At 62.1% G+C, this 22,313-nt stretch carries 24 protein-coding genes; 14 read left to right on the forward strand and 10 right to left on the reverse strand.

What is annotated here, in order from left to right; all coding sequences use genetic code 11:
• Positions 1 to 34 precede the first annotated feature (34 nt).
• The 4 genes from QWE_RS14255 (at position 35) to QWE_RS14270 (ending at position 4,217) form a co-directional block, all read left to right on the forward strand.
• The gene (locus tag QWE_RS14255) at positions 35 to 1,234 is read left to right on the forward strand and encodes a phosphoglycerate kinase (protein WP_006726849.1); all 1,200 of its coding nucleotides are present in this window, start codon (positions 35 to 37) and stop codon (positions 1,232 to 1,234) included.
• 426 nt (positions 1,235 to 1,660) lie between these two features.
• Positions 1,661 to 2,575, forward strand: coding sequence for a fructose bisphosphate aldolase (locus QWE_RS14260; RefSeq protein ID WP_006726850.1), 915 nt, complete (start codon positions 1,661 to 1,663; stop codon positions 2,573 to 2,575).
• Positions 2,576 to 2,699: 124 nt separating this feature from the next.
• Entirely contained in the window at positions 2,700 to 3,623 is a 924-nt protein-coding gene (locus QWE_RS14265; RefSeq protein WP_006726851.1) for a PhzF family phenazine biosynthesis protein, read from the forward strand.
• Positions 3,624 to 3,773: 150 nt separating this feature from the next.
• Positions 3,774 to 4,217, forward strand: coding sequence for a PACE efflux transporter (locus tag QWE_RS14270; protein ID WP_006726852.1), 444 nt, complete (start codon positions 3,774 to 3,776; stop codon positions 4,215 to 4,217).
• A gap of 6 nt (positions 4,218 to 4,223) precedes the next feature.
• Here the strand turns inward: QWE_RS14270 and QWE_RS25475 are convergent, their stop codons facing one another.
• The gene (locus tag QWE_RS25475; protein WP_006726853.1) at positions 4,224 to 4,379 is read right to left on the reverse strand and encodes a hypothetical protein; all 156 of its coding nucleotides are present in this window, start codon (positions 4,377 to 4,379) and stop codon (positions 4,224 to 4,226) included.
• Positions 4,380 to 4,586: 207 nt separating this feature from the next.
• On the opposite strand from QWE_RS25475, the gene QWE_RS14275 reads away from it, so the two are divergent.
• The 4 genes from QWE_RS14275 (at position 4,587) to QWE_RS14290 (ending at position 8,154) form a co-directional block, all read left to right on the forward strand.
• Positions 4,587 to 5,882, forward strand: a complete 1,296-nt coding sequence (locus tag QWE_RS14275) for an MFS transporter (RefSeq protein WP_040300268.1) — start codon at positions 4,587 to 4,589, stop codon at positions 5,880 to 5,882.
• Positions 5,879 to 6,073: a DUF1192 domain-containing protein gene (locus QWE_RS14280; RefSeq protein WP_006726855.1), complete on the forward strand. Its 195-nt coding sequence runs from the start codon at positions 5,879 to 5,881 to the stop codon at positions 6,071 to 6,073. The genes QWE_RS14275 and QWE_RS14280 overlap by 4 nt, the downstream gene beginning before the upstream one ends.
• A gap of 360 nt (positions 6,074 to 6,433) precedes the next feature.
• On the forward strand, positions 6,434 to 6,952 hold the full coding sequence (rcdA, locus tag QWE_RS14285; protein ID WP_006726856.1) for a protease adaptor protein RcdA: 519 nt from the start codon (positions 6,434 to 6,436) through the stop codon (positions 6,950 to 6,952).
• Positions 6,953 to 7,092: 140 nt separating this feature from the next.
• The gene (locus tag QWE_RS14290) at positions 7,093 to 8,154 is read left to right on the forward strand and encodes a patatin-like phospholipase family protein (RefSeq protein ID WP_006726857.1); all 1,062 of its coding nucleotides are present in this window, start codon (positions 7,093 to 7,095) and stop codon (positions 8,152 to 8,154) included.
• A gap of 79 nt (positions 8,155 to 8,233) precedes the next feature.
• Here QWE_RS14290 and rpmE read toward each other — a convergent pair whose 3' ends face one another.
• On the reverse strand, positions 8,234 to 8,455 hold the full coding sequence (gene rpmE, locus QWE_RS14295) for a 50S ribosomal protein L31 (RefSeq protein WP_006726858.1): 222 nt from the start codon (positions 8,453 to 8,455) through the stop codon (positions 8,234 to 8,236).
• Positions 8,456 to 8,643: 188 nt separating this feature from the next.
• Here rpmE and QWE_RS14300 point away from each other — a divergent pair, with 188 nt between their 5' ends.
• Entirely contained in the window at positions 8,644 to 10,446 is a 1,803-nt protein-coding gene (locus QWE_RS14300) for an ABC transporter transmembrane domain-containing protein (protein WP_006726859.1), read from the forward strand.
• 12 nt (positions 10,447 to 10,458) lie between these two features.
• Here QWE_RS14300 and QWE_RS14305 read toward each other — a convergent pair whose 3' ends face one another.
• The 7 genes from QWE_RS14305 to QWE_RS14335 form a co-directional block, all read right to left on the reverse strand.
• Entirely contained in the window at positions 10,459 to 12,105 is a 1,647-nt protein-coding gene (locus tag QWE_RS14305; RefSeq protein WP_006726860.1) for an FAD-binding dehydrogenase, read from the reverse strand.
• 88 nt (positions 12,106 to 12,193) lie between these two features.
• Complete coding sequence (locus QWE_RS14310) at positions 12,194 to 13,225, reverse strand: peptidoglycan -binding protein (protein ID WP_006726861.1); 1,032 nt, start codon at positions 13,223 to 13,225, stop codon at positions 12,194 to 12,196.
• Positions 13,226 to 14,257: a hypothetical protein gene (locus QWE_RS14315; protein ID WP_006726862.1), complete on the reverse strand. Its 1,032-nt coding sequence runs from the start codon at positions 14,255 to 14,257 to the stop codon at positions 13,226 to 13,228.
• A 99-nt stretch (positions 14,258 to 14,356) separates the two neighbouring features.
• Entirely contained in the window at positions 14,357 to 15,157 is an 801-nt protein-coding gene (locus tag QWE_RS14320; RefSeq protein ID WP_006726863.1) for an inositol monophosphatase family protein, read from the reverse strand.
• 139 nt (positions 15,158 to 15,296) lie between these two features.
• A complete protein-coding gene (locus QWE_RS14325; protein WP_006726864.1) occupies positions 15,297 to 16,562 on the reverse strand; it encodes an MgtC/SapB family protein in 1,266 nt (421 codons plus the stop codon).
• A gap of 180 nt (positions 16,563 to 16,742) precedes the next feature.
• Positions 16,743 to 17,933 carry a tetratricopeptide repeat protein gene (locus QWE_RS14330; RefSeq protein WP_006726865.1) on the reverse strand — a complete coding sequence of 397 codons (1,191 nt, stop codon included), beginning with the start codon at positions 17,931 to 17,933 and terminating at the stop codon, positions 16,743 to 16,745.
• A gap of 8 nt (positions 17,934 to 17,941) precedes the next feature.
• Positions 17,942 to 18,589, reverse strand: a complete 648-nt coding sequence (locus QWE_RS14335) for a thiamine phosphate synthase (RefSeq protein WP_006726866.1) — start codon at positions 18,587 to 18,589, stop codon at positions 17,942 to 17,944.
• A gap of 104 nt (positions 18,590 to 18,693) precedes the next feature.
• On the opposite strand from QWE_RS14335, the gene QWE_RS14340 reads away from it, so the two are divergent.
• Both QWE_RS14340 and QWE_RS14345 read left to right on the forward strand, forming a co-directional pair.
• On the forward strand, positions 18,694 to 19,470 hold the full coding sequence (locus QWE_RS14340; RefSeq protein WP_006726867.1) for a sulfite exporter TauE/SafE family protein: 777 nt from the start codon (positions 18,694 to 18,696) through the stop codon (positions 19,468 to 19,470).
• Positions 19,471 to 19,554: 84 nt separating this feature from the next.
• The gene (locus QWE_RS14345; protein ID WP_040300270.1) at positions 19,555 to 19,815 is read left to right on the forward strand and encodes an ArsR/SmtB family transcription factor; all 261 of its coding nucleotides are present in this window, start codon (positions 19,555 to 19,557) and stop codon (positions 19,813 to 19,815) included.
• Positions 19,816 to 19,959: 144 nt separating this feature from the next.
• Here the strand turns inward: QWE_RS14345 and QWE_RS24755 are convergent, their stop codons facing one another.
• The gene (locus QWE_RS24755; RefSeq protein WP_006726869.1) at positions 19,960 to 20,136 is read right to left on the reverse strand and encodes a YdcH family protein; all 177 of its coding nucleotides are present in this window, start codon (positions 20,134 to 20,136) and stop codon (positions 19,960 to 19,962) included.
• 234 nt (positions 20,137 to 20,370) lie between these two features.
• Between QWE_RS24755 and QWE_RS14355 the strand changes: the two genes are divergently transcribed.
• Genes QWE_RS14355 through QWE_RS14365 form a run of 3 tightly spaced genes read left to right on the forward strand, consistent with a single transcriptional unit; the run spans position 20,371 to position 22,153 of the window.
• On the forward strand, positions 20,371 to 20,574 hold the full coding sequence (locus tag QWE_RS14355) for a YdcH family protein (RefSeq protein WP_006726870.1): 204 nt from the start codon (positions 20,371 to 20,373) through the stop codon (positions 20,572 to 20,574).
• Positions 20,575 to 20,591: 17 nt separating this feature from the next.
• On the forward strand, positions 20,592 to 21,092 hold the full coding sequence (gene purE, locus QWE_RS14360) for a 5-(carboxyamino)imidazole ribonucleotide mutase (protein WP_006726871.1): 501 nt from the start codon (positions 20,592 to 20,594) through the stop codon (positions 21,090 to 21,092).
• Positions 21,089 to 22,153 (forward strand): 5-(carboxyamino)imidazole ribonucleotide synthase, encoded by a 1,065-nt coding sequence (locus QWE_RS14365; protein ID WP_006726872.1) that lies wholly within the window; start codon positions 21,089 to 21,091, stop codon positions 22,151 to 22,153. Before purE ends, QWE_RS14365 begins: the two co-directional genes overlap by 4 nt.
• Positions 22,154 to 22,313 lie beyond the last annotated feature (160 nt).

Genomic DNA, 22,313 nt, shown 5'->3' on the forward strand with positions numbered 1-22,313 from the left:
AGCCCCATTCAACAGCATTCAAGACGGGTAACTCATGCCGGCTTTCAAGACACTCGACGATCTCACCGACATCGCAGGCAAGCGCGTGCTTGTCCGCGTCGACCTCAACGTGCCCGTCACCGACGGCAAGGTTTCCGACACGACGCGCATCGAGCGTGTGGCGCCGACGATCCTCGAACTGTCCGAGAAGGGTGCCAAGGTTATCCTGCTGGCGCATTTCGGCCGCCCCAAGGGTGAACCGGTGGCTGACCAGTCGCTGTCGCTGATTGCCCCGGCCGTCGAGGAAGTGCTCGACCAGCGCGTCGCCTTCGCCTCCGACTGCATCGGCGCCCCGGCAGCAGATGCCATCGCCAAGATGGAAAATGGCGACATCCTGCTTCTCGAAAACACCCGCTTCCACAAGGGCGAAGAGAAGAACGAAGCCGGCTTTACCGCTGAGCTCGCCAAGAACGGCGACCTCTACGTCAACGACGCCTTCTCGGCAGCGCACCGCGCGCATGCCTCGACCGAAGGTCTCGCCCACCACCTGCCCGCCTATGCCGGTCGCACCATGCAGGCCGAACTCGAAGCCCTCGAAAAGGGCCTCGGACAGCCGACGCGCCCCGTCGTTGCCATCGTCGGCGGCGCCAAGGTCTCGACCAAGATTGACCTCTTGTCCAACCTCGTGACCAAGGTCGATGCGCTCGTCATCGGCGGCGGCATGGCCAACACTTTTATCGCAGCGCAAGGCATCAATGTCGGCAAGTCGCTCTGCGAGCATGACCTTGCAGATACCGCCCGCTCGATCATGGAGACGGCAAAGACCGCCGGCTGCGCCATCGTGCTTCCGGTCGACGGCGTTGTCGCCCGCGAGTTCAAGGCGAACGCCGCCAACGAAACCGTCGACATCAACGCTATCCCGGCTGATGCGATGATGCTCGATGTCGGCCCGAAGTCGGTCGAGCTGATCAACGGCTGGATCGAGAAGGCTGCGACGCTGGTCTGGAACGGACCGTTGGGCGCCTTCGAGATCGCTCCCTTCGACAAGGCGACCGTCTCGGCCGCCCTGCATGCCGCTGAACAGACAAGAGCCGGCAAGCTCGTATCCGTCGCTGGCGGCGGCGACACGGTATCCGCCCTGAACCATGCCGAAGTGGCCGACGACTTCTCTTATGTCTCGACCGCCGGCGGCGCCTTCCTGGAATGGATGGAAGGCAAGGAACTGCCGGGCGTGGCTGTCCTCACCAAGGGCTGAACACAGCGGCTGAACAGCCCGATATTTCGATGAACCGCGTGCCTTCCGGGCGCGCGGTTTTTTCGTGCGTCATTTGGCCGTCGACAGAGACGTGTTACCATCCTCGTGAGGGAACCTCGGGCACAGTCAACGGGTTCGGATCTTTAAAGGGCTATTGGGAGGAAGGCGCTGGAAGGACCGCGAAGCTAACTTCGTTTGAAACGCATTTAAAAATCTTTGAATTTTCAAACGATTGAAATGATTTCAATCGTTTCAATAGGTTAGCGCACCATTTTCCCGTCGCGGAAGTTCTGTTATCGCCGGAGACACGAAGGTCGGAATGACCTGAAAGCGGTCGAAGAGTAACCGGGGCGGCCGCGTAGTCCGTCTACGACGATAAGAATTGTCCGGCGCGTTGCGCGCCATGTTCAGGGATAGGAGTGAGATATGGTGGACGCGAAAATGTTGAACAAGATCACCTCGGCGCCCGGCTTTATCGCCGCGCTGGACCAGAGCGGGGGTTCGACACCCGGCGCCCTGCGCCTCTACGGCGTCGCCGAAACCGACTATAGCGGCGATGACGAAATGTATCGCCTGATCCACGCCATGCGCGTGCGCATCATGAAGGCACCGGCCTTCTCCGGCGACAAGGTCATCGGCGCGATCCTCTTCGAGCGCACGATGGACGGCGATGTCGACGGCGAGCCTGTCCCAACCTTTCTTTGGGAGAAACGCGGCGTCGTGCCCTTTCTCAAGATCGACAAGGGACTGCGTGACGAAGAGAACGGCGTTCAGCTGATGAAGCCCATGCCCGACCTCGACGCGCTCCTGATCCGCGGACGCGACAAGGGCATCTTCGGCACCAAGATGCGCTCGGTCATCGCCCATGCCGACAAGGCCGGCATCGCAGCCGTGGTCAAACAGCAGTTCGAAGTCGCGCGCCAGATCATCGGCCAGGACCTCGTCCCGATCGTCGAGCCGGAAGTCTCGATCAAGAGCCCGACCAAGGCCGAGGCCGAGGCAATCCTTCGCGATGCGATCGCGGCCGAGCTCAACAAGCTGCCATCCGGCGACAAGGTCATGCTGAAGCTCACCATTCCCACAGTCGCCGATTTTTACGCGCCTCTCGTTTCGCATCCCTCCGTCGTTCGGGTCGTCGCCCTTTCCGGCGGTTACAGCACGGCGGACGCCTGTCAGAAGCTGAGCCAGAACCACGGGATGATCGCAAGCTTCTCGCGTGCGCTGGCCGAGAAGCTGCGCGTCTCGATGAGCGATGCCGAGTTCAATACGAGCATCGCCGCAACCATCGACCAGATCTACGCCGCAAGCGTCAACAAGGTCGGCGCGATTGCCGCCGAATAGACGGCGTTCACGGCCTCCGGTTGATCCGCGGCCGCACGCGAAATCTTGTCATCAGGACACGAAAGCTCGGCCATGCGCCGGGCTTCTTGCGTTATCAGTCGGGCAGAGATCCTCTGGAGCCGCCATGCCGTCCCCTTCCCGCAGCATTCCCTTCGTCACCCTCGACGTTTTCACCGACACCCGCTTCTGCGGCAACCCGCTCGCCGTCATCACTGACGCTCGGGGCTTGAGTGACGAGCAGATGCAGGCCATCTCGGCCGAGTTCGGCTATTCCGAGACGACCTTCGTGCTTCCGCCAAAAGATGACGGCAACACGGCAGAAGTCCGCATCTTCACGCCGGTGACGGAGGTACCCTTCGCCGGTCATCCCAATGTCGGCACTGCCCACGCTCTGGCCGTCGAGGGTAATGTCTTCGGCAAGCCTGTCGTGGATCGTATCCGCTTCGAGGAGAAAGCGGGGTTGGTCGAGGTGAGCGTGAACCGGGATGCAGACGGCATGGTGACGGCAACCACCATCCGAGCACCCGGACCCCTGACAACAGGCGCATCGATTGCACCCGAGCTCATGGCACCCTGCATAGCCCTTGCGCCGGATGACATTGTCACCATCCGGCACCAGCCCATATTCGCGTCCGTAGGATTGAAGTTCATTCTGATCGAGGTGGCAAACCTCGACGCGCTGGCAAGGGCTGCGTCTCGTCTGGAGCCGCTGACGGCCCTGAGGCTGATGCATGCCGGCGAAGATTGCGACTGCGCCACCTTCCTCTACACCTGGGTCGGTGCAGATCATCTGCGTGCGCGCATGTTCGCGCCTTTCGACAATGTGATCGAAGACCCGGCAACCGGCAGCGCATCGGCAGCCCTCGGCGCCTTCCTGACGACGCTAGCACAGGCACCGGAAGAGCGACATATTCTCGTGGAACAGGGCGTGGAGATGGGACGCCGCAGCCTGATCAGGCTTGCCGTACGGACAAGCAACGGGGTCTTCGACCATGTCGAGATCACCGGAAGCTCCGTCCTTGTCATGCGGGGTCAGCTGGCACTCTAGTTTCCCGGACAATAATACCCGCCGAAAACTTCGACGAGCGTACCTTGCCGCCTCAGCGCCACACGACTATATCAAAACCCGAGGACGACCTCCCCACAATGGGCCTGATTGACTGCGGGACGACCCGCCTGTTTTCCCGGAGGGAAGAACATGCGGAAGACCGCAGATCGTATTCGCCACGCCATCAGCTTTGAACTCATCGGACTGGGCTTGGTCATCCCGCTCGGCACCCTGGCATTCGCAATGCCAGCGAAAGACATCGGTGTCGTCGGTGTCGTCGGCGCGACCCTCGCGACCTTCTGGAACTACATCTACAATCTCGGCTTCGACCACCTTCTGCGCCGCCTCACCGGCACGACGCTGAAGACGGTGCCTGTGCGTGTCCTTCACGCCGTCCTCTTCGAGGCCGGCCTGCTGATGATCCTGATGCCGTTCATCGCCTGGTATCTGCAGATCAGCCTCTGGCAGGCCTTCGTCATGGACGTCGCCTTTGCCCTCTTTTATCTGGTCTACGCCTTCGTCTTCAATTGGGCCTATGACCGTGTCTTCCCGCTGCCCGAATGGAAGACGGAAAAGGCCGCAGCACCTCAGTGAGAGATCTCAGGGTCGAATCAGAAGCGTGACCGACCAGGTGACGAAGGCGACGATGGCGAGTTTCCAGAAATCGCTCCGTCGCCTCAGGCCCGGAAGGCCGAGCGGCTTGATGATCTGCACGATCATGGCAAGGATCAGGAAGGCGGATATGGCCTTGGTCATTGAATTTCCCTGTGGAGGCCGCACGAAATGTCGTATCTGCCGCTCTTGCTGCGGCGGGGCAGCCACACCACTGTCACTTTTGCCCGCCAGAACTTGATCCTGCAAGCACCAAGGTCGCATTCAGACAACGGTAGGAAGATCCTTCTATTGTGATCGTGCCGTGCTCCTCCGATTCGGGCGCCCTCCACACCAATCGACAAGAATGCCATGAGACGTAATCTTCTGCCGGTAATGGCCCTGCTTCTGGGCACGCTCTTCCTCTTCCTCGGAAACGGCCTGCATGGTCTGCTCCTGCCCGTGCGCGGGGCCGCCGAAGGCTATTCCAACGAAGTCCTCGGCCTGCTCGGCACCACCTGGGCTGCCGGCTTCGTGCTCGGCTGCTTCGTTGCACCCAAGCTGGTGGTTAGGGTCGGCCATGTCCGGGCCTTCTCGACCTTCGTTGCCCTGATCCTGGTGAACGCTCTCCTCACCGGCATCGTTGTCGATGCCACCTGGTGGGTCGCACTGCGCGTCATCACAGGTTTCTGCACCGCAGGCACGTCGATGATTATCGAGAGCTGGCTGAACGAGCGCGCGACCAATGAGAGCCGCGGCATGATTTTCTCGTTCTACATCTCGATCACGCTGATCGGTGTGGTGGCGGGACAGATGCTGGTAGGCGCCTTTGACCCGGCAACGACCATTCTCTTCATGATCTGCGGCATAGTCTACGGCTTCGCGATCATGCCAACCTTGATGTCGACGGCAGCCACGCCGCAGCCGCTCCGGTCCATCAAGCTCGACTTGCCATTACTCTACCGCAACTCACCCGTTTCCTTCGTTGGCATCCTCATGATTGGCATCGCCAACGGTGCCTATGGCACGCTCGGGGCCGTCTTCGGATCACGCGTCGGTCTCGACCCGTCGACCATCGCGCTGCTCCTGTCGGTCACGATCTTCCTCGGCGCCATCATGCAGTTTCCGGCCGGCAAGCTCTCCGATCGCATCGATCGCCGCTACGTCTTGGCAGCACTCTCGGCGCTCGCCGCCTTCGCAGCCCTCGCCATGGTCGCCATCACGCCTTCTGATCCGCTCTGGATCTTCATCTTCGTCGGCATATACGGCGCCGCCGCCAATGCGCTCTATCCGATCGCCGTGGCCCACGCCAACGACTTCGCCAAACCCGACGAGTTCGTGAAGGTCTCCGGCGGACTGCTGCTGCTCTTCGGCATCGGCACGATCATCGGACCGACGCTCGGCGGCCCGGTCATGACGGCGGCCGGCCCCTATGCGCTCTTTGCGGTGACGGCAGTCGCGCACCTGCTGATTTCGGCCTATGCGATCTACCGCAGCCGGACGCGCGCGGCGATACCGGCCGAGGATCGTGAAAACGTGCCAAACCTGCCGATCTCGGCATCGCCGATGAGCAGCACGCCGGAAGGCTTGAGCCTCGATCCACGTGCCGCCCCCTTGCCGGAGCAGGATGAATTGGACGACACTCATCCAATGGAGGCACGCCCATGATCATCGATGAAGAAGCACGCAAGCGCAGCACCGGCCACGAGCTTGGCTGCGAGCTCTCCGCCATCTCGGCTGACGAACTTCGCCACCGAATTTCGCTTCTGGAGACCGAGATCGACCGAATCAGGGCGGAGATCGACCGCAAGGAAGCTGGCAGGAAAGCCGCCGACAGCCTGTTTGGACCGAGATCTTAGCCGTCAATATTCGGTGAGACGCCCGTGATGTCTTGAAACGATCTGAATCTGATCTTGGCGTTTACCGTTTATTAAGCCATTTCAGGGAAACTACAGTCACCCCGATCTTCGGGCTCAGCTGGTTCGTTTCATGGAAACTCCTTCTGATTTCTCCCTGTTTTACCTTGAGAGCCGCATTTGCGGCTCTTTTTTTGCCCAAAACGGCAAAGGTTTCACGAAAGTGTGGGAATTAACCCTTCCTTAAGTTTCGCCTTGCGGATTTGGGCTATTGGTAGCATCGTAGCCTCACAAAATGCGGCAGGAACAAGTTTGTAGCGCTGTCGTTACATGCCTAAGTGATGCGTTTACAGGGAAACATCCATGTCTGAACTCGGTATGAATACGGTTAGCTTTGCCGGTCGTGTGGCAGCGTCCAGCCAGTTCAAGGCGACCTATGCCGAGGGCATGGGCCTTGTTGAGGAAACCGCCGCCTATCTCGATGGCCCGGGTCGCGCAGCCGCAAAGGTATTGCCGCGCCAGGCTTCCGTTCTCTACGCGGCGGAATCGATGCGCCTGACCACGCGCCTCATGCAGATGGCCTCCTGGCTGCTGCTGCAGCGCGCCGTCAACAATGGCGAGATGAGCCGCGATCAGGTTCTCTCGGAAAAGAGCAAGGTTCGTCTCGACGGCTTCAACGTCGATCGCGCTGCTCCTGGCTGGAACGACCTGCCGGAAGCCTTCCGCGATCTGGTCGAGCGCTCGCTTCGCCTGCAGAACCGCATCGCTCTGCTCGACCGCGAAATCTATCGTCCCGCCAGCGAAGAAGATTTCCAGCCGGACAACGAAAACAGCGTTCAGGCACAGCTGAACCTGCTTCGCACCGCCTTCAACGCAGGCTGATTACGCTTCAAGCAAGACCTCGACCCGGCCAGCGAAGCTGCGCCGGGTTTTTTCATGCCTGAACCAAGTGGATTGCAAAAATTAACGTTTACAACTTTAAATATTCTGCGACACTCTCCTGAACAGGGGGAGTTGAGCACATGGCAAGGTTCATTCTTTCGATCGACGGTGGCGGCATCAGGGGTACAATCCCAGCCGCTATCCTCACCGTCCTCAAGGACAAGCTCGAGAAGCGGGACAAGCGCCTACCACTGCATCGCTATTTCCATCTGATTGCCGGGACGTCGACGGGTGCGATCATAGCGGCGGGGCTGACCTGCCCGAAGCCAGGGAAACCCGCAGAGCCGGCGGCCGATCCCAGGACCTTGCTGGATCTCTACAAGCGCAAGGGCGCTGAGATCTTCAACATCGGCCTCTTCCGCAAGATGGCCAATTTCGGCGGCTTGTTCGAGGAACGCTACGACGCCGCACCGCTCGAGAAGATCCTGCGGCAGATGCTCGGGGAAAAAAGCGAGATCAAGGACGCGCTCGGCAAGGTGCTGATCACTGCCTATGACATCCATGCGCGGCGTGCGGTCTTCCTGACCAATGCCGACAAGGATCACGAACGCTTCCTCTTCTGGCAGGCGGTGCGCGGCTCTTCGGCCGCACCGACCTATTTCGAGCCGGCCATGGTCGAGGACCTGGCAGGTCAAAGCCACGGACAGATCCCGGCCATCCCGCTGATCGATGGGGGCGTCTTCGCGAACGATCCAGCCATGGCCGCCTATGTCGAGGGCTGCAAGCTCGGCTGGCGTGACAACGACATTGTCATCCTCTCACTGGGAACGGGATCGGCCAACCGCAAGATCCCCTACCAGCAGGCCAAGAGCTGGGGCGCGGGTGGCTGGATCAACCCGGCCAACGACACGCCGCTGATTTCCGTGCTTATGCAAGGGCAGTCGAGCACAGCGTCCTACCAGCTGAACAAGCTGTTGAACCTCGACCCGCCCCGTTTTTCCGATGGTGCGACGGTGGTGACGACCGCCAATCGAAAGGCGCTCAACTATTTCCGGCTGGATGCGCCGCTCGTCGGGGTCAACGACGCGCTCGATGATGCCACGCCCGACAACATTTCGAAGCTGGAGCGCTTCGGCCTGACGCTCGCTGAAAAACACGATCTCGCGCTCGAAGAGATCGCCGATCGTCTGGCAGCCATCTGATCCACTCGGCAGAATCAGACGCAAATGCAAAAAGCCCGGCACGATGGCCGGGCTTTTTGTATGATATCGTTCGAAACGATCAGAGGCCGAGGCCGCCGAAGCGCTTGTTGAACTTCGAAACGCGACCACCGCGGTCCAGCAACTGCTGGTTGCCACCGGTCCAGGCCGGGTGCGAGGTCGGGTCGATTTCGAGGTTCATGACGGCGCCTTCCGAACCCCAGGTCGAACGGGTCTCGTATTCGGTGCCGTCGGTCATGACGACCTTGATGACGTGGTAGTCGGGATGGATGTCAGCCTTCATCGCTCTATTCCTGCTGTGCCGTGGGGTCCAAATGCCGCAATTGCCTCGGCAGGACCTATTCAATAGATGAAGCCACAGTCCGTCTGGTCTACGGCTTCCCAATTCGATGCCGTGCCTATACATGAAGGACGCAGGGATAACAAGTGCCATGGCGCGAAAGCAGATTGGTACTGAAGGAGCATGACAGAGTGACCTTGGAAGCCGACACAACAGACAAGAAACGACGCTCTCTGAAGCCTCTGACCAGCCTCTTTCCCTATCTCAAGCGCTACCGGGGTCTGGTTGCCGGCGCGCTGATCTTTCTCTGCCTTGCAGCCGCGACGACGCTGGCGCTGCCGATCGCCATCCGTCGGATGCTGGACCACGGCTTCCAGGCCGCAGACAGCGAATTCATCAACGCATACTTCGCCATGATGATCGTTATGGCGCTTGTCCTCGCCGTCGCAAGCGCGCTTCGTTATTACTACGTCATCACCATCGGCGAGCGCGTGGTGGCGGATCTGCGCCGCGACGTCTTCGCCCATGTGACGAAACTGTCGCCCTCCTTCTTCGACATCAACCAGTCCGGCGAGATCGTCTCGCGCCTGACCGCGGACACGACTCAGCTGAAGTCGGCCGTCGGCGCCACCGCCTCGCTGGCACTCCGCAACACGATCCTCTGTCTCGGCGCCATCGTCATGATGATTGCGACCAGCCCGAAGCTCTCGATCATGGTGCTTGCGGCGATTCCCGTCATCGTCTTCCCGCTGGTCGGTTTCGGGCGCTCGGTACGTCAGCGCTCGCGCGCCGCCCAGGACACGCTCGCAGAAGCCTCGTCCTATGCCGGCGAAGTCATTGGCGCCGCCCGCACCCTCCAGGCCTTCAACGCCGAGGAAGCCGCACGCACACGCTACTCGTCCTCCGTCGAAAGTGCCTATGAAGCGGCACGCTCCGCGATCCGTTCCCGCTCGCTCCTGACCGGCGTCGCGATCGCCCTCGTCTTCGGCAGTGTCGTCGGCGTCCTCTGGTACGGCGCGCAAAGCGTACTCGCAGGCACGATGAGCGGCGGCACGCTTGGCCAGTTCCTACTCTATTCTCTGATTGCCGCCGGTTCGCTCGGCACGCTCTCGGAAGTCTGGGGCGAACTCTCGCAAGCCGCCGGTGCAGCCGAACGCCTGCATGAACTGCTTGCCGAACACCCGGCCATTGCAGCACCCGCCGTACCGAAGGCGCTCCCCGAACCCGCCGAGGGCAGCGTCAGCTTCGAGGACGTGTATTTCAGCTACCCTTCGGCGAAGACAAAATCTGCCCTCAACGGTCTTTCGTTCTCGGTCGCCCATGGCGAGACGGTCGCGATCGTCGGTCCCTCCGGCGCCGGAAAGAGCACGATCTTCTCGCTCATCCTGCGCTTCTACGATCCGCTATCCGGCACCATCCGCCTGGATGGCGTCGACATCCGCGAAGCCGATCCCGAGGCCGTACGCGCCCGGATCGCCATCGTCCCGCAGGACACCACGATCTTCGCCTCGTCGATCCACGACAACATCGCCTTCGGCACGCCCAACGCCTGCCGCGGCATGGTCGAGGTTGCAGCAGAAGCGGCTCAGGCGAGCGAGTTCATCGGACGCCTCGAGAACGGCTTCGATACGATCGTCGGCGAACGTGGCGTGACCCTGTCTGGCGGCCAGCGCCAGCGTATTGCGATTGCCCGTGCCTTGCTGCGCGACGCACCCCTTCTGCTGCTCGATGAAGCAACGTCCGCCCTCGATGCCGAAAGCGAAACGCTGGTGCAGAAGGCGCTCGACGGCCTGATGCGCGACCGCACCACCATTGTCATCGCCCACCGACTTGCGACGGTGCTGAAGGCCGACCGCATTCTGGTGCTCGACGATGGCCGCATCGTCGAGGAAGGCACCCACCAGAGCCTCATCCAGCAGGGCGGCCTCTACGCCAAGCTCGCGCGTCTGCAGTTCGAGACCGGTGGCCGCGACTTCACTGCAGCCGCACAGTAAGGTACACGGACTTTATCGCCCGACGCTTCTTCCTGCCACGCGGCCGGAGAACAGGCAGCCGCCGAGAAAGGTGCCCTCGAGCGCATTATAGCCATGCATGCCGCCGCCGCCGAAGCCGGACACCTCGCCGGCCGCGTAGAGCCCCGGCACCGGCTTGTTCTCGCGGTTCAGCACGCGCCCCTCGAGATCCGTATGTAAGCCGCCCAGCGTCTTGCGCGTCAGGATATGCAGCCTGACGCCGATTAGCGGACCGGCCGCCGGATCGAGCAGCCGGTGCGGCTTGGCAGTCCGCATCAGCTTGTCGCCGAGATAATTGCGGGCGCCATGGATCGCAGTCACCTGCGCGTCCTTGGAGAAGCTGTTTTCCATCTCGCGGTCGCGCGCTTCGATCTGCGCGCGCAGATGGTGGACGCCGAGCCGGTATTCGCCGGAAAGCTCGTTCATGCCGGCGATCAGGTCTTCGAGATTGTCGCGCACGACAAAATCCTCGCCCTTGTCCATGAAGGCCTGCACCGGGCCCGGCGGGTTCTTGCCGAGGCGTTTCAACAGCAGCGGATAGTTCTTGTCCGTCAGATCGGGGTTCTGCTCCGACCCGGAGAGGGCGAATTCCTTCTTGATGATCGCCTTGTTTAGGATGAACCAGGAATATTCATGCCCCCGCGCCCGGATTGCCTTGAGGGTCCCGAGCGTATCGAAGCCGGGCATGGCCGGCGCCGGGAAACGGTTGCCGTCGACATCGCACCAGAAGGAGGACGGCCCCGGAAGGATGCGGATACCGTGGTTCGGCCAGATCGGATCCCAGTTCTTCAGGCCTTCCGTATAGTGCCACATCCGGTCGCCATTGATGATCTCGCCGCCGACGGCCTGAGTGATCGACAGCATGCGACCATCGACATGGGCCGGTACGCCTGCGACCATATGTTTCGGCGGCGGCCCCAGGCGCTCGACCGGCCAGCTCTTGCGGACGAGATCGTGATTGCCGCCGATACCGCCCGAAGCCACGATGACGGCCCCGGCCTTGACCTCGAATTCGCCGACGACGTTGCGGGAACTCGATCCGCCGCGCGGCGTCGCATCACCGGCGAGAAGAACGCCGGTGGCGCCCGTCACCGCGCCATTAGTCACGGTCAGGCGGTCGACCTGATGGCGGAACAGGAAGGTAAGCTTGCCCTCGTCCGATGCCGCCTTGGCGCGGCGCACGAAGGGCGCAAGCACGCCGGGGCCCGTGCCCCAGGTGACGTGGAAACGCGGGACCGAGTTGCCATGTCCATCGGCATGACCGCCGCCACGCTCGGCCCATCCCACCACAGGAAACCAGCTGACACCTTGGGCTTTCAGCCAGCTGCGCTTTTCGCCGGCGGCAAATTGCAGATAGGCCTCCGCCCACTGGCGGGGCCAGAAATCTTCCGTGCGGTCGAAGGCGGCGGAGCCGAACCAGTCCTGCCTTGCCAGCTCCAGACTGTCGCGAATACGCATCCGCCGCTGTTCGGGACTGTCGACAAAGAACAGCCCGCCCAGCGACCAGAAAGCCTGTCCGCCGAGGTTCTGCTCGCCTTCCTGATCGATCAGCCCAACCTTCAGACCGCGATCGGCAGCCTCGGTTGCAGCGACGAGACCGGCCAGCCCTCCCCCGATGACGAGTACATCGAATTCCCGCATGCCTTCCTCCCGACAAGCTTTTTCTTACTTTTACGCGCACGTAAGCAAGGCCGCAAGTTGTCTGGCACACAAACAGTTGCGGATGGGATCAACGCTCGGTCAGCTTGAGCTCGATACGTCGGTTCTGTGCCAGAGTGTCGGGCGTATCGCCCTCCGCAATCGGCTGGAATTCACCGAAGCCTGCAGCGACCAGACGGTTGGCGGGAACACCTCTGGAGATCAGGTATTTGACCACCGATGTCGCACGCGCGGACGAGAGTTCCCAGTTGTCGCGATAACGGCCCGTTCCCGTGAGCGGCGATGCGTCGGTATGCCCGTCGACCCTGAGGACCCAGTTGATTTCCTCGGGAATTTCCTGGGCGAGTTCGAGAATGGCCGCAGCGAGCTTGTCCATCTCCCCCTGCCCGGCCGCATCGAGATCGGCGCCACCGACGGGGAAGAGCACTTCCGACTGGAAGACGAAGCGGTCGCCGACGATCCGGATGTTCTCGCGGTCGGAGAGGATTTCGCGCAGCCGTCCGAAGAAGTCCGAGCGATAGCGGTTGAGTTCCTGAACACGCTGGGCAAGCGCCACGTTGAGACGACGGCCGAGATCGGCAATGCGCGCCTGGGACGCTTGATCCTTGGCTTCGGAAGCCTGGAGCGCACCTTCGATGGCGGCGATCTGCGCGCGAAGCGCTGCAATCTGCTGGTTCAAGAGCTCAATCTGGCTCATCGCCCGCGCACTCACCTGCCTTTCGGCATCGAGTTCATCGGTCAGCCGGCCAACCTTCTGATTGGCGACATCTGCCGAGCCTGCACCGCTGTCGAGCAATTGCTGCAGCCGGGTGCGCTCGCTTTCAGACGAGGAGAGAGACGATTGCAGTGATGCCAGTGTATCCTGGAGATCCTGGTTGCCGCTCTTCTCCAGCGCCAGCAACTGGGTGAGTTCGGCGATCTGGCTGTTGAGCCGGTTCAGCACCTCGTCCCTGCCCGAGATCTCCCGACCCAGGATGAACTGCGCAATGACGAAGACGGTGAGCAGAAACATGATCGCGAGCAGCAGCGTCGACAGGGCATCGACGAAGCCCGGCCAGTAGTCGACACCGCGCTCGCGGCGGCGGTTGCGCCCGAGCGCCATTTACTTCGCCCCGCCGATCTTGTCGTTCAACCGGTCCAGCGTCTTGCGCATGGCGCGCGCGTCTTCCTGCTGGGCCTCGATCCAGTCGCGCAGCATCTGCTGCTCGTTGCGCATGTTCTTGACCAGCCCCTGGATCCCCTCGGCGAGACCGGCAATCGCCGCGACCGAGCGATCATTGCCCTCGCGACTGGCGAGTTTCTGTATTTCCTCGACCAGCAGGCGGATATCGTCACTGGCAACAGCGCCGTTTGAAGCGGAGGCGACAGGACGCTCCGAATCGAGATCGGTGACGGAAGACAGCCAGTTTTCAAGCTCGGTATAGAACCTGTTCTGCGCGCGACCAGCCTGGAGATCGAGGAAGCCAAGGATCAGCGAACCGGAAAGACCGAGCAGCGACGAGGAGAAGGCCGTGCCCATGCCAGCGAGCGGCGCCGTAAGCCCTGCCTTCAGCGACTGAAGGATGTCGTTGCCGTCGCCCGACGCAGGATCGAGCGAACCGATGACCTCGTTGATCGAGCCGATTGTGCCAAGCAGTCCCCAGAACGTTCCCAGAAGACCGAGAAAGACGAGCAGACCGATCAGATAGCGGGTAATGTCGCGCGACTCGTCTAGCCGTGTGCCGATCGAATCGAGAATGGAGCGCAGCGCGGCCGTCGAAATCGCCATCGACCGGCGACCACCGATCAGCGCCCGCATCGGCGCCAGCAGCTTAGGGTCGCGGCCGACCAGCATGGCATTGTCGCCAGCCGCGCGGAAGGAATTGAACCAGCGCACTTCCGGTCGAAGCGCTAGAACCTGGGCAAACACGAGGATGATGCCGACGACGAGAACGCCGAGGATCAGGCCGTTCAGGCCGGGATTGGTGATGAAGGCGGCATGCGCCTGCCGATAGAGGATAGCCGCGATGAAACACACGATGATCAGGAAGATCACCATCGTCGTGAAGAAGGGCATCGGGCTGGAGAGCTTCTGGCCGTATGCTCCCGGACGGGTCTCACCCACCTCGAGATCCTCCAACTTCACTTTCGCCATGGTACGCTCAACCTCCGGGGAATCTTGACCCGGAGGCTAGTGCAAAATTGAGACGAATTGAAGCCGCGGACTTTGGGAAAATTTTCCCGACGGTCGAAATCAGGCCTGCGGCACCGGACGGTTCACGACCTCTTCCAGCGCCTTGCGGATATATTCGTTGCCGGCAAGCACCGTGCCGTTCTCGAACATCTCCTGGCCGCCCTTCATGTCGGAGACGAAGCCGCCGGCTTCCTTGATCAGCAGAATGCCAGCCGCGATGTCCCAGGCATTGAGCTGGGCTTCCCAGAAGCCGTCGAGACGACCGGCCGCGACATAGGCGAGGTCAAGCGCTGCAGCCCCCATGCGGCGCACGCCGGAGACTTCGCCCATGACATGGCGCAGTTCGATGAGGAACTTGCCGTGCTGGCCACGACCGAGATGCGGCACACCGCAGCCGACGACGCAATCGGACAGCACCTTGCGGGCGCCAACTCGGATGCGGCGATCGTTGAGGAAGGCGCCGCCACCCTTTTCCGTCGTGTAGAGTTCGTCGGTCGCCGGGTTGAAGATGACGCCCGCGACGATCTCGCCATTGCGCTCGAGCGCAATCGACACCGCGAACTGCGGAATGCCGTGCAGGAAGTTGGTGGTGCCGTCGAGCGGATCGACGATCCAGCGATGCGCGCCGTCGGTGCCCTTGATCTCTTCGCCTTCCTCGCCGAGGAAGCCATAGGTCGGGCGGGCCTTGAGCAGCTCTTCACGCACGATCTTCTCGGCGCGGAAATCAGCCTGCGAGACGAAATCGCCAGGGCCCTTCACCGAGACCTGCAGGTTCTGCACTTCGCCGAAATCGCGCGACAGCGACTTGCCGGCCTTGAGTGCAGACTGGACCATGACATTGAGAAGGGCGGAGCGGGCCATAGATCGGATTCCTTGAAACTGGGAGGCGCCGGAAGGCGACAACGGGCGAGCGCGCGTCGGCGGCGATGTTTGGCCGGTTCAAGACCACAAATGCCGCCGGAATTCAAGGGGCTTGGCCCTTTCGGCCCATGCACGCGGCTCAGACGTGCCCTGCAGCAAAGGTGACGATCAGGCCGCCAGCGACGGCAAGCGCCGATGCGGCTGCGAGCCGAAGCGAGAAACCACGGCTACCTGCGACCGCCGCATAGACCACTTTCGCCACCATGTTGGCGGTCACGGCAATCCCGACCGCAATGAGCGCCACGTCGAGAGAGAGCGCAGGCAGCATGCCGGCGAGCGTGACCGTCGCCGCATCGACATCGGCAAGCGCCGTCAGGGCCGAGACCACATAAAGGCCGCCGTCACCGAAGATCTGGCTTGCCGCACGCGCGATAAAGGCGATGACGGTGATCAGAACAGCCATCTTGATGACCTGCGACAGCTCGAACGGATTACCGGGCAGGTCTGCCTCCGACGCCGTGTCGGCGCGAGCGATGGCCGTCATGGCGCCTGCCAGCATTATGCCACCGGCAACGAGTAAGCCGGGCAACAGGCGCCAGCCGAGCGCCGGAGCGAGCGCGAGGAGCAGAAGCGCCGTCCGGAAGAGCGAGATGCTGCCGGCAGCGATCGCACCGGCTGCGGGACCGGCGGCCACTGCCGTGTTCTGGCTTTGGCGCGCCATGGCGAGCGTCGTTGCAGTCGAGGAGACAAGCCCACCTACGGCACCGGCGACGAGATCCCCGCGCCCGCCACCGATCAGTCGGACGGCGACGTAGCCGACATAGGAAATGGAGGCGAGCATGATGACCAGGATCACGAGACTGCGGGGCGAGACCCCGCCGAACGGGCCATAGGGATCAGCCGGAATGAGCGGCAGTAGCACGAAGCCCATGGCAAGCAGCACAACGGCTGAGCGGAGCTCGATCCACGTCAGCCGTCGGATCGCGGCATGCAGGAACTCGCGGCTGGCAAGGATCGTGACGGTGGCAGCGCCCGCCGCAGAAGCGACCGACATATCGCCCGCGACAGCAAGGACACCCAGGCCGAAAGTGGTGATGCCCGAAATGACGGTCGTCGCGCTGAACGAGCCTTCGGCCCGCGCCTCCATCAGGCCAAACCGCAGGAGAACCATGGCAATCACGATCAGGAAGCTCGCAATGATCAGCCCGGACAGTCCGGACGGCGTCATGCCTTGATCAAGAAGCCCGCCGATGCCGCCGGTCATTCCAATTAGGGTGAAGGTCCGGATGCCGGCAATGCGCGCGCCCTCGGGCTCGTCGCGCTCGCGCCAGTGGCGTTCGACGCCGATGGCGGCACCGATGGCGATCGCAAGCCCGAGACGTTGAAAGACATCGATGAGATCCATGACCGCCGCCCTTCCCTTGATACCAGATCTCGACAGCAGGAACCGATAGGATCGGCCCCACCGGTCCTGCAGGCCAAGAGAGATCGGCTAGGCGCGCCGCACCTCGCCGATGGCCTCTGACGGCCATCCTATACGTATCTATTATAGAGACTTGGTATACAGCGGCAGAACCTGGTCTCGTCAGATCCGACGGAAGCGGTTGGCAAGATCGATCGCCTGTTTCTGCTGTTCTTCGTTGAGCCCCAGATAGAAGTCCTCCAGCGCCGGGTCCTTGAGCCCCGCACGGCGCGACAGCACATACCACTTGGCGGCTTCGACCGGATTGGGGCCGGTGCCGAGCGCATTGATATAGAGATGGGCGATGCGGTTCTGGGCAACCACGTTGCCGCGCGCAGCCGCGATGGAAAGCCAGCGATAGCCGGCCTCGTAATCACGAGGGCCGTTATAGCCGTTGACCAGCCATAGCCCCATGTCGAGTTGCGCGGTGTCGAAACCGGCGCGAGCCGCCCGCATCATCCATTCGCGAGCCCGCGCCTTCTTTTCCGGCGGCACGTCCTTCAACGCGGAATAGACCTGCGCCAGCGCATATTGCGCATCGGCAATCCCCTGCTCGGCAGCCTTTTCGTAATAGGGCATGGCGGCGGTCAGGCCGCGTACGCCGGGCGTGCCCGACACCAGGATCTGCGCCCAGTTGAACTGCGCCGAGGCATTGCCGGCATCGGCCGCGCGCCGCATGTAATCATCGGCCTTGGCTCTGTCCTGCGTCACTTCGCGCCCCTCCATCAGGAGAAGCGCGTATTTGAACATGGCGGAAGGATCGCCGCCCTGGGCAGCCTGACCATACCAGAAGGCAGCGCCTTTCAGGTCACGCTTGACGCCGAGCCCGCGCGACATGATTTCCGCAAGCAGTGTCTGGGCAGCCGGATCCCCAAGCTGGGCGCGCGGCAGCGCCTTGTCGACGGCCGTCAGGAACAATCCGCGCTGGAAAGCGCCATAGGCCTCGTCGGGCTTTCCATCATAGGGCTTTTCCGGCGGCAGTTCCGGCAGCGGTGCGCCCATGCGCAGGTAGATATTGATGCCCTGCAACTCGTCCGGCTTATCGTCCGCGGTCGGCTTGGCGCCCTTTGTCACAGGCGGCAGGGAATCCCGGTCACCGCGATCAAGCGTATTGGCGTCGCCCGTGCTGCTGCTGGGCCGTGCCCCGCGTTCGATCTCGCCTGCTTCATCGGGATCGGCCGGCAGGATGGCCGGCGCATCGCCGATCTCCAGACCATCCTCGCCCTCTTGACCGATGGCCGGGCTGGCCAAGGCAAGGCATGCCCCGGCGAGCACGGCGAGAATCAGGCGATGATGGGACGAGATTGAACGCATCAGGCGGTTCAATCTTCAAACCGTGGCGCTTTTTCGTCAAGCTCGGCATTGACCCGGGTCACAATCGCGGCAGCTTGTGCCGGATCGGCAAAGACGGCCTTGCCCAGCGCCACGAATTCCACGCCGCTTTCGGCAACGACGACGGCCGAAGAGGGATCGGCTCCGCCCATGACGATGGCCGGGATCTCGATCATCGACGACCACCATTCGCCGAGCGCGACATTCTTCGAATGCGCCTCCGGCTTGATGTCCCCGTCGAGTTTGCCGAAAAAGATATAGTCAGGCTGGATCTCGCCCATTTCCAGCGCATGGTGGCGGTCCATGGCATTGCCACCGCCGACGATCAGCTTCGGCGCATGCTTCTCGACGGCCTCGGCAAGCGCTTCGGCATTGCCGCTGACATGCAGTCCATCCGCCTTCACCCGACCCGCGACGCGACTGTTGTCGACGACGAGCGCTGCGGCACCCGCCTCCTGGATCACTGGAACCAGCATCTCGGCATGCTTCTGGAAGACGGTGTCGTCGAGCCCGTATTGCGGGATGATCACCGATGCGACATCGCCGCCGCGCAGCGCATTGCCGAGCACTTCGGCGCGCTCGGCGGGATCCGCCATATCGGGAACGATGAGGACCAGGCGGCAGCGATTATCGATCATGCGCGGTGTTTCCGTGTGCGGGACAGGTCCGTTTCTCAGGATTTCGTCCTCGTTTTCTCTAGACAAATCCGATAGACCGCTCTTCCGAAAGGATCAACCGCGCAATGCTGACAGACCCGAACTTCTATGCCGTCGCCATTCCCGCTGTTGCCCTTGTCGGCCTGTCGAAAGGCGGCCTTGGCGGCGCTTTTGCGCTGATCGGCGTGCCCCTCCTCGCCTTCGCCGTACCGCCGATGCAGGCCGCCGCCATCTTCCTGCCGATCCTTCTCGTCATGGACGCCGTCGCACTCTGGGCCTGGCGGCATCACAACAATCGCGCGACCCTCGTCGCCATGCTGCCGGGTGCCGTCATCGGCATCGGACTTGGCTGGGCGACATCGACCTATGTCTCGGCGGATGCGATGCGCCTGGTTCTCGGCGGCATCTCGATCGTCTTTTCGCTCAAATATTTCCTCGAAAGCTGGGCGGCCTACAAGGGACAGGAAACGGCCCCCGCAGCCCAGCGCCCTGTCGCCGGCTCCTTCTGGGGTTCACTCGCCGGTTATGCGAGCTTTGTTGCCCACGCCGGCGGGCCGCCCTTCCAGATCTATGTCCTGCCGCTGAAGCTCGATCCGCTGACCTATACCGGCACCTCGACGCGCTTCTTCGCCATCCTCAACGCGATCAAGGTCATCCCCTATTTTGCGCTCGGAGAACTGGACGCGACCAATCTCAGCCTGTCGGCAGCCCTCTTGCCCATCGCGCTGGTATCGACGCTCGCCGGAGCCCGCCTCGTGCATTACCTGAGACCGGCGATCTTCTACCCGTTGATGTACGGCATGGTCCTGATCGCCGGCAGCAAGCTGACCTGGGATGGCACCCGGGGGCTTTTCGGCATCTGACGCGCGATTTCGTGTTCGGTCATGGCTTGTTGCAGCGCACATCGCCGCTTGCCGCGGAAGGGCCTTTGACATAACCTTTCCGTCATGACGAACGCAGACCCGTTCATGGCGATCGCAGACCCGAACCGGCGGCATATCCTCGAGGATCTGCGTCGGGGGGAAAAGACCGTGAACGAACTTGCCGCGCAGCTGCCGATCAGCCGCCCTGCGGTCTCGCAACATCTGAAAGCATTGCTCGATAGCGGCCTCGTCGATGTCCGCTCGGAAGGCACGCGGCGGATCTATGTGATCAATCGCCCGGGCTTCGACCGCATGAACATGTGGCTCGACCAGTTCTGGTCCTGAACCTCAAGAAACAGTCATCAAGGCAAAACAAAAGCCCCGAAGTCGATTGAACTCCGGGGCCGAGGGTGGTGTCGTGGCTGCTTCATGAAAACATCGGGATCGGTCTTTGGGTCCGCCAGATCCCGGCGCAGCCGGAAGGTGATATCAGTGGCGTGTGGAGGCCCTCAGGCGTTCCATTTCATCCTTGAGGCGCAGTTTCAGGCGCTTCAGCTCGGCAATGTGCCGGTCATCAACGGAGGGAGATGCAAGCGCGTCATGGAGTTGATCCTCCAGGGCTCCATGCTTCTTCTGCAGCGATTCAAGATGAGCCTGTATGGTCATTTGATGCGTCCTTCCTTATCGCCTACCTCCAGCCCTCATCCGCTGGAGTTTCAGGCTTTGCGAAGATAATGTGACACGAGAAATGCGGTTTGTCGAAGGCGAATTGGCCGAAAACGACCTTGAAAATCGGAGACAAGGATAACTTCCCGTTACCGGTATTTGGTGATAGGAGCTTGCGCGAATCTTCGGGGCATCCTTAAAGGATGGGCCACACGGCGATAATGGGGAACAAGCATGGCCGATCAGGAACAGGCCGACGTCAGGCTTTCGTTGGCACGGCTTCGCCAGGAACATGAAGACTATGACGCGGCGATCAATGCCATGATCACGACCGGCTGCGATGCCCTTCGGATTCAGCGCATGAAGAAGAAGAAACTGTCCATCAAGGACAAGATCACCGCGCTGGAAGACCAGATCATTCCCGACATCATCGCCTGAAGGCACAAGGATACGAGATGACAGCTGAGTGCCCGCCCGTCGCCATCATTATGGGAAGCCAGTCCGACTGGGAGACCATGAAGAATGCCGCCGACACGCTCGACGCACTCGGCGTCTCCTATGAAGCCCGCATCGTTTCGGCACATCGCACGCCCGACCGCATGGTCGCCTTTGCCAAGGGCGCCCGCGACGAGGGCTTCAAGGTGATTGTTGCCGGCGCAGGCGGTGCTGCCCATCTGCCGGGCATGGTCGCCTCGATGACCAATCTGCCCGTCTTCGGCGTGCCCGTTCAGTCGAAAACGATGTCCGGCCTCGACAGCCTCTATTCCATCGTCCAGATGCCCGCCGGCATTCCCGTGGGAACGCTGGCCATCGGCCGCGCTGGCGCCGTCAACGCCGCCCTGCTGGCCGCCCGCGTGCTTGCCGCCTTCGACGAAGAACTGGCCGATCGCCTCGACGAATGGGTCGAACGCCAGACGGCATCGGTCGCAGAATATCCCGTGGACGAGGCCCCATGACGATCCGCACCATCGGCATCATCGGTGGCGGCCAGCTTGGTCGCATGCTGGCCATGTCCGCCGCCCGGCTGAATTTTCGCACCGTGATCCTCGAACCGCAGGCCGACAGCCCCGCTGCGCAGGTGGCCAACCAGCAGATCACGGCAGCCTATGACGATCCGGCAGCACTCACCGAGCTCGCCCGCCTCTGCGATGTCGTCACCTATGAATTCGAAAACGTGCCCGTTTCGGCCGCCGAAACACTGGCTGCCAGCGTGCCGGTCTATCCGCCGCCGAAGGCACTCGAAGTTGCCCAGGACCGCGTCACGGAAAAGCGCTTCCTCAACGCATCCGGCATCGAAACCGCGCGCTTCCATGCCGTAGACAGCCAAGCCGACCTCGACGCCGCACTCGCTGACTTTGGCGGTGAAGGCGTGTTGAAGACCCGTCGCCTCGGTTACGATGGCAAGGGCCAGAAGGTCTATCGTAAGGGCGACAGCTCAGACGGCGGTTATGAGGCACTCGGCTCGGTACCGCTCATTCTCGAAAGCTTCGTGCCCTTCGTTTGCGAGATCTCGATCATCGCCGCCCGCGGCACCGATGGCGAAGTCCGTTGCTACGACCCGACCGAGAATGTTCATCGGGGCGGCATCCTGCACACATCGACCCAGCCCGCCGCGATCACGCAGGACACGGCCAAGGCCGCCCGCGAGGCCGCGACCAGGCTGCTGGACGCTCTGGGCTACGTCGGCGTCGTCGGCATGGAGTTCTTCGTGCTTAAAGACGGCAGCTTGATCGCCAACGAGATCGCGCCCCGCGTGCACAACTCCGGCCACTGGACGGAGGCTGCCTGCATCGTCTCGCAGTTCGAGCAGCATATCCGCGCGGTTGCCTCTCTGTCGCTCGGCGATACCGTGCGCCACTCCGATTGCGTGATGACGAATCTGATCGGCGACGACATCGATTCTGTCCCCGCCTGGCTCTCAAAGCCGAACGTGCTCGTCCATCTCTACGGCAAGACGGAAGCCCGCCCCGGCCGCAAGATGGGTCATGTGACCGAAATCCTGCCGTTTCGCGACTGATTTTCCCGGTTTTTTAGCAGGATGCGTCCCGCATTTTCGGCCGGAGATGTTGACACGGCGGCCTCCCTCGGGCTAATTGCCGCCAACTCTTCAGGGGCGCGCCCAGCGGCGCGCTTTTGATTGTTTGAACACAGTGGGTGAATGACACATTCCCCGACAA

It is taken from the genome of Agrobacterium albertimagni AOL15, from assembly GCF_000300855.1.
In the GTDB taxonomy this organism is placed as follows: domain Bacteria; phylum Pseudomonadota; class Alphaproteobacteria; order Rhizobiales; family Rhizobiaceae; genus Allorhizobium; species Allorhizobium albertimagni.